The organism is Kineococcus glutinatus (assembly GCF_039542765.1).
In the GTDB taxonomy this organism is placed as follows: Bacteria; Actinomycetota; Actinomycetes; order Actinomycetales; family Kineococcaceae; genus Kineococcus_A; species Kineococcus_A glutinatus.
In genome coordinates, this window is sequence record NZ_BAABIL010000938.1 from 1 (window position 1) to 631 (window position 631).

General features: G+C 78.4%; 1 protein-coding gene. It reads right to left on the bottom strand.

The genetic code is table 11. The annotated features are described in order from the left end of the window. The coding region (locus tag ABEB16_RS22700; RefSeq protein ID WP_345714399.1) for a DNA translocase FtsK 4TM domain-containing protein at window positions 1-611 on the bottom strand (611 nt) is incomplete at its 3' end. Window positions 612-631 lie beyond the last annotated feature (20 nt).

Consider the following 631-nt stretch of genomic DNA (forward strand, 5'->3'; position numbering starts at 1 on the left):
AGCCGCTCGTACAGCGCCCGCAGCCGGCTGGGGATGGCGTGCACCGGCGTCGCCGTGAGCACGAGCAGCCCGAACAGGCCCAGCAGCGCCAGCAGCGGCACCGCCACCCACCGCGTCAGCGCGCTCGCCAGCGGCACCGAGGCGAGGAAGCCCAGCATGCCGCCGGCACCGCCCACCCAGGGATCACCCGCGGTCGTCGGGTTCGGCGCGCCGGAGGCCAGGTGCACCAGGCCGGAGGCGGCCAGCACGAGGGCGCCGCAGCCGACGACGACCCGGGTGGTGGTGTGCGTGCGGTCGGGGTGGCGCAGCAGGTGCACGGCCAGCCCCAGCAGCACCAGCGGCAGCGCGAGGGCCACCTTGCCGAACGTGCCCGCCGCGACGACGTGGATGACGTGCCCCGCGCCGCCGCGCAGCCCCCACCACTCGCGGGCGGCGACGACGATGGCCAGCGCCAGCAGCAGCAGGCCGACCCCGTCGCGGCGGTGCGCGGGGTCCAGCTCGCGGGCACCGTCACCGATGCGGCGCGCGGCACCACCCACGACGTGCGCGACACCGAGGTAGCAGGAGGCGACCGCCCGCACCGGCCACGGCGGGACCGCCGGACGCGCCACCGCGCGGCTGCGCGCGGCGG